The 6,237-nt window shown below is 58.0% G+C and carries 6 protein-coding genes; 1 reads left to right on the top strand and 5 read right to left on the bottom strand.

Annotated elements, in window-relative coordinates; all coding sequences use genetic code 11:
• Window positions 1–538 precede the first annotated feature (538 nt).
• Complete coding sequence (locus ABRP87_RS11045) at window positions 539–1,861, top strand: MFS transporter (protein WP_349868813.1); 1,323 nt, start codon at window positions 539–541, stop codon at window positions 1,859–1,861.
• A 286-nt stretch (window positions 1,862–2,147) separates the two neighbouring features.
• On the opposite strand, the gene ABRP87_RS11040 is transcribed toward ABRP87_RS11045, so the two are convergent.
• From ABRP87_RS11040 to ABRP87_RS11020, 5 genes are all read right to left on the bottom strand, one after another.
• On the bottom strand, window positions 2,148–3,104 hold the full coding sequence (locus ABRP87_RS11040; protein WP_349868811.1) for a glycine betaine ABC transporter substrate-binding protein: 957 nt from the start codon (window positions 3,102–3,104) through the stop codon (window positions 2,148–2,150).
• On the bottom strand, window positions 3,101–3,853 hold the full coding sequence (locus tag ABRP87_RS11035) for an ABC transporter permease (RefSeq protein WP_349868809.1): 753 nt from the start codon (window positions 3,851–3,853) through the stop codon (window positions 3,101–3,103). The genes ABRP87_RS11040 and ABRP87_RS11035 overlap by 4 nt, the downstream gene beginning before the upstream one ends.
• A complete protein-coding gene (locus ABRP87_RS11030) occupies window positions 3,840–5,054 on the bottom strand; it encodes an ABC transporter ATP-binding protein (protein ID WP_349868808.1) in 1,215 nt (404 codons plus the stop codon). Before ABRP87_RS11030 ends, ABRP87_RS11035 begins: the two co-directional genes overlap by 14 nt.
• Window positions 5,055–5,056: 2 nt before the next feature.
• Window positions 5,057–5,692, bottom strand: coding sequence for an ABC transporter permease (locus ABRP87_RS11025; protein ID WP_023025569.1), 636 nt, complete (start codon window positions 5,690–5,692; stop codon window positions 5,057–5,059).
• 190 nt (window positions 5,693–5,882) lie between these two features.
• On the bottom strand, window positions 5,883–6,237 hold a 355-nt coding region (locus ABRP87_RS11020; RefSeq protein WP_349868806.1), incomplete at its 5' end, for a TSUP family transporter.

Below are 6,237 nucleotides of genomic sequence, written 5' to 3'. Positions count from 1 at the left end.
AAACCCCTACCCCCACCAACACAAAATGTCGTTTAACTCGACACGCCGAAAAACAACACGTTTTGTCGTTTAACCCTGCAGCGGGGCCGAGGCGATAGCCAGCGGCGGCAGGCAGAGGCAGCGGGCAAAACGGCGGCGAATAATGTGACTAGTAAAACGCCAGCGGCACCCGGTTCCTGTCGGTTCCGAGTGCCGCTGACGTCTCTCTCTACAAGGGTGTTTCCATGTATCGGTTTTCACCGCCCTCTGGAAACTGAGGGGTTCTCTCTATCTCTCTCGTATGCGCTCTCTCAAACGCATGATTTAAGTATGGGGCATGCGGCTGGGCTCGCCATTGAATCTGCCTGAAAGGTTGCTGCTAAGTGCTGTGAGTTGGGTGGGGAAGGGGAGGCATCGGCAAGCAAAGCCTGTAGTAGAGGCAATAAAGGTGTACGAAAGTGATCTAAACCATAGTAAGTTCTGTAGGCTCGTCGCTATGGGTGCAGACTATGCTGCGCCATTTTTGCGAATGAAGCTCAACAGAAACGAGGTGAGGAGCATGGCTCCTCTGATAGCCCCACCGCCAGCGAGCGATGAATCTGCCCCAACGGGTGTGGACGTTCCTGGCACTTCACACGAACAGCGCGTTTCCGCCATCAAGGCCGCTTTCATCGGCACGTTCATTGAGTGGTTCGATTATGCGGCCTATATCTATATGTCCGCGATTATCTCGCGCGTCTTCTTCCCGGAAATGGAAGGCCGCCGCGCGCTAATTTTGACCTTCGCGCTCTTCGCACTGTCATTCCTGGTGCGCCCCATCGGCGGAATAGTCTGGGGCCATATTGGTGATAAGCACGGCCGCATCCACACGCTGACCTATTCCATCGTATTGATGTCGATGGCAACCGCCTGCATCGGCCTATTGCCTGGGTATGCGACCATCGGCTTTGCGGCCACACTCTTGCTCCTGCTGTGCCGCATGGTGCAAGGCTTTTCCGCAGCCGGTGAATACGCCGGCGCCGCCACGCACCTGGCTGAGATTGCCCCACCTGGAAAACGCGGGATTTATTCCGCGGTGGTGCCATCGGCAACCGCATCAGGGTTGCTCTTGGGCTCGCTCATCGCGGCGTTTCTTACCGGTGTGCTTGATGATGATGCCCTGCATTCCTGGGGCTGGCGCGTTCCCTTCCTGGTGGCGCTGCCGCTCGGCTTGTACGGACTATGGATCCGCCGCCACACGGAGGAATCCTCCCGCTTTGAAAAGCACGCGGCTACTGAGCTTTCGCCGTTGCGCCAAGTGCTGAAGTACCCCAAGGCCCTGGCCATTGCTTTTGCCGGTGCGGTGCTCAACGCGATTGGTTTCTACGTCATCTTGACCTACCTGCCCACCTATCTTTCGGAGGAGCTGGGCATGGCAGAAACCCCGGCGTTTGTCGCCTCCTCGGTGGCTTCCGCGTTCTACGTGTGCTTTGCGCTATTGACCGGTCTGTTGTCCGATCGCCTGGGCCGGCGCACCACCATGCTGTGCGCCGCGTTCTTTATGGGCCTTGCCATTATTCCGGCATTCATGCTTCTCGATGGCGCAGGCATTCTGCTCGTCATCATCATCCAGGTGTGCCTGGGTGGGGTGCTGGCGCTTAACGATGGCGTCTTGCCCTCCTTCCTTTCCGAGCAGTTCCCCACGCACGTGCGCCTGTCTGGTTTCGCGCTGACGTTTAATACGGCCAATGCCATCTTCGGCGGTACAGCCCCGATGATCGCGACGTGGCTGATTGATACCACCGGAAATAAACTCGCCCCAGCGTTTTACTTGGTGGCTGCGGCGATCGTGACGGGTACCGCCGTGCTGTTCGCGCCGCGCAAAAACGACCTGGTGGCATAGCCTTTAACCCAGCTAGTAGAACTAGTAAAACGCCAGCGGCACCCGGTTCCTTTCGGTTCCGAGTGCCGCTGACGTCTCTCTCTACAAGGGTGTTTCCATGTATCGGTTTTCACCGCCCTCTGGAAACTGAGGGGTTCTCTCTATCTCTCTCGTATGCGCTCTCTCAAACGCATGATTTAAGTATGGGGCATGTGGTTGGAACAGCAATGGAATCTATCTGATAGGTCGCTGAAAATTACTGAAAGTTTCCTGTAAATCCATTTGCGCTGGTAGAGCGGCCAGATGATTAAGCTTCTAGCAGCCCTTCATCGATAAGGAAATCCCGGGCCACGGCGGTGTAGTCCTCACCGTCGACGTCCACGCGGGCATTGAGCTCCTGCATCTTCTCATCCGTCAGGAGCTCCGCTAAGGGAGCGAAGAGATCCTTGATCTCTGGGTGTTCCTCCAGGACCTCCGTGCGCACAACTGGGGCGAGGTTGTATTTGGGGAAGAAGAGCTCAGGATCCTCAAGTACGGTGAGGTTCAGGGATTTAATGCGTCCATCGGTGGCGAAGATTGAACCAAAGGTGCACTCGCCCTTATTCAAGGCGGCATAGACGGCGCCGGAATCCATGATGCGGATGCGGTCGCGCGGTGGTTTTTCAACGCCATAGCTATCCAACATGGTAAGCAGGCCATCATTGCGGGCCAAGAACTCGCTATCGGTGCAAAAGGTCTGCTCGTTGGTGGGAACTCCCTTAATATCTGCCAGCGATTCGAGGCCGTACTTTGCGTGGGACTGCTCGCTAATGGCTAGCGCGTACGTATTATTCATCGGCGCTGGGGGCAGCCAGGTAAGTCCATGGTCCTTATCGGCTTCTTTTACCGCCTCGTATTGCTCCTGCGAGCCGGGGACCGGATCGGCGTTGCCCAGGTAGGTAATCCAGGCGGTACCGGTGTATTCAAACATGGAGTCCATATCGCCGACCTCCAGCGCTTGGCGCGCCGAGGTGGAGCCGGGGATATTGGTCAAGTCCTTTACGTTGGCACCGGCGGATTCCAAGAGGATGGCGCCAATCTTGCCCAGGATCACCTGCTCGGTGAAGTTCTTGGAACCGATGGAAATATTGGCGCCATCCAAGTCGATATCGGCTAGGTCGCCCTTTAACTGTCCGCTCGGGATGAGGCCACCGGCGGTGCCGAGGCCGCACCCGGCGAGGAAGAAGGTGCCTGCGGCGGCGAGGGTTGCGAGGAGGCGTTTCATTTGATCATTCCCTTCGGGGCGAAGACAACCTCAAGAACGCGGCCCACCCATTCGACCGCTAAGGCTAAGGCGGCGATAAGGACTGCGCCAGAGATGAGAATAGGATTGCGGTAGAGGGTGATACCGGTGGTAATCAGCCCGCCGAGGCCGCCGGCATCAATAAAGGTGGCAAACGCACCAGCACCGACCAAAAGCACCAAGGAGGTGCGGATACCGGTCATGATAACGGGCAGGGCCATGGGCAGCTCGACCTTGGTGAGAACCTGGAAGGGTGACATGCTGAGGCCGTAGGCGGCCTCGACAAGCTGCTTATCCACACCCCGCAATCCCGCAATCACATTGGCGAGCACCGGCAAGAAGGCATAGAACCAGAGGCCGAGGATGGCCACCGGTTCGCCAAAGCCCAACCAGATGGCCAATAAGACGATGACACCGACGACGGGCGCGGCTTGGCCGATATTCGCGATGCTGGTGATGATCGGCGCCATGAACTTGGTGGACTTGCGCGTTAGCACGATGCCCAGTGGCACGGCCGTGGCGATGACCAGCAACGCGGAGATGACCACGAGGACCAAGTGCTCGCGGGTCATGGTGAGTACGGAGCTAATCTGCAGGGTGCGCTCTTCAATATCATCCAGCTCGGCGGTGGCGTGCCAGATGAGCCAACCGCCCACCGTGAGCACCACCAGGATGGGGATGCCGATGATAAGGAGGCGGTCTTCACCGGTGAGGCGCTTAAATTTCTCCACCGGAATCCACCTCCTTTTCATCTAAAGCCTCTTGAGCCGCGGCGTTCATCTGCTGGATATAATCCGTGACCGTTTCGTAGTACAAAACGCCCACGAATTCGCCGCGGCGGGTAACAAGCGCTCCGCTGTGGGAGGAAGCAAGCATGGCAGACATGGCATCGCTTAGCGTAGAGCGCGCATCCACAACGGAGTTGAGCTCGAACTGCGGCTCCGGGATGGTCTCGTAGCGCTCGAGCTGGCGGGCGAAGATCCAGTCGCGGGGATGGCCCTTGTCATCGATGATGACCACCATTTCTTCGCCGGCCTCGCGCAGGCGCGCTAGCGCCTTATCAGTGGATTCACCGATGCGCGCGGTCGCCTGATCCGCAAGCTCCAGCTCGTCCGCACGACGTAGGTTGAGTTGCTTTAAGGCGGAGCCGGAACCAATGAAGTCAGCCACGAAGTCATTCGCGGGTGCGGCGAGGATATTGTCGGGCGTATCGTACTGGCTGATCTTTCCGCCTGGCTCAAAGATGAGGATGCGGTGGCCCAGCTTGATGGCCTCATCGATATCGTGCGTGACGCAGATGATGGTCTTTTTCAGCTCGGATTGGATATTGACCAATTCATCCTGCAGGCGGGTGCGAGTGATGGGGTCGACCGCGCCGAAGGGCTCGTCCATCAAGACAACCGGAGGATCCGCAGCCAAGCCGCGGGCGACGCCGACGCGCTGTTGCTGGCCACCGGATAGCTCGCTGGGGAAACGATCGCGGTAGGTGGCAGGATCGAGCCCGACCATATCCAATAGCTCGTCGGTGCGCTGCGAAATCTTATCGGCCTTCCACTTCTTCAGCTTGGGCACAAGCGCGATATTATCCGCGACGGACATGTGCGGGATGAGGCCGCCGCCTTGGATGACGTAGCCAATATCGCGGCGCAGCTGCGTGGGGTTTTTCTTGGTGGCATCCTCGCCGTCGATATAAATGGTGCCGCTGGTTGGCTCCACCAAGCGGTTAATCATCTTCAGCGAGGTGGTCTTACCGCAACCAGACGGGCCGACGAATGCGACCAGCTCGCCCGCCGGAATTTCGAAGGAAAGGTCCTCCACGGCGGGGGAGTCCTGGCCCGAATAGGCCTTGGTGACGTGATCGAAGACGATGCTGGCACCGCTATTGCTCGTGTCCGCGGCGTGCGTGGAGGAAGCGTGCGTTGAATCAGACATTCTTAGATACCTTTCGGGGTGGTCAATTTTTGGATTCCTGCGAGAATCGCATCCACAATGAGCGCAATGATGACGACGCCGATGGTGCCCACCAGCGTGAAATTAAGTGCGTTGGTACCGCCGATTTGGCTTAGCCCTGAGTAGATATATCCACCCAGTCCTGGGCCGAGCGCGTAGGCGGCGATGGCGGCAACACCCATAGACATCTGAGTGGAGACGCGGATGCCGGTCATAATCACCGGCCAGGCCAGCGGCAGCCGGATGCGGAAGAGGATGGCCGTCGAGCTCATGCCCTGCCCACGGGCGGATTCGATGACATCGTCGCTGACATTGTGCAAACCGACGATGGCATTGCGCAGGATGGGAAGGACGGCATAAAAGACCACGAGGACAACGGAAGGTATGGTGCCGATGCCAAAGAGCGGGATGGCAAGGCCAAGTAGTGCCAGCGAAGGCAAGGTCAGGCCGATGGAGGTTAAGGCATTAGCGATAGCCGCACCGCGCGGGCGTTGGGCTACAAAAATGGCAATAATCAACGCGATGACTAGGGCCACGGCGACCGATTGGATGACAAGGCTTGCGTGCTGGTAACTGCGGAAAAGGATGTCCTGCCAGCGCGCAGCGATAAATTCGTTCATTTCATCACCTAAAAGAAAGAGAATAGGGCGCAGGGAAAATTAATGGAGGGTACAGACTCTCTGGTCCTTCCTCTGCGCTGATGATGCACTTCTAGCGTACAACCTTTTTTCAGCGCGAAACAATAGCTGGACAGGCTAGAGACAAAACCGGGGGCAGTGATCACAACGCAATACCGGTCTTATAGGCGGCTTAGAAAAACACCACTTGGCCGATAAGGGCAAGGGCGGCGGTAATAGCTACCACCGTGACAATGCGGTTAAGGCGCTTGGTATCGATGAAGTGGTTGAGGTAATTGGCAATGAATAGGCCGATGACCACCAACGGGCTATAGGCCGCGGCGGCATAGACCTGCGGCTGGGTGACCTGGCCGTTAAATCCCAGGATGATGAGCGACATAACGGTACCGATCACAAAGGTTCCGGCGAGGCTGCCGCGGGTGCGCTGCGGGTCGAAGCGCTTCATGATCAGCGCCATCGGCGGGCCACCGATGGAGGTGGAGGTGCCCAGGAAGCCGGAGGTAAGCCCGGCCAGGACGGTATTGCGC

This window comes from Corynebacterium sp. KPL2830 (assembly GCF_040225635.1).
GTDB lineage: Bacteria > Actinomycetota > Actinomycetes > Mycobacteriales > Mycobacteriaceae > Corynebacterium.
This window is presented reverse-complemented; position numbering and strand designations above follow the sequence as displayed.

Coding starts and splice junctions, on each gene's coding strand:
- ABRP87_RS11045 (WP_349868813.1), top strand. CDS start 539: ATGGCTCCTCTGATAGCCCCACCGCCAGCGAGCGATGAATCTGCCCCA.
- ABRP87_RS11040 (WP_349868811.1), bottom strand. CDS start 3,104: ATGAAACGCCTCCTCGCAACCCTCGCCGCCGCAGGCACCTTCTTCCTC.
- ABRP87_RS11030 (WP_349868808.1), bottom strand. CDS start 5,054: ATGTCTGATTCAACGCACGCTTCCTCCACGCACGCCGCGGACACGAGC.
- ABRP87_RS11025 (WP_023025569.1), bottom strand. CDS start 5,692: ATGAACGAATTTATCGCTGCGCGCTGGCAGGACATCCTTTTCCGCAGT.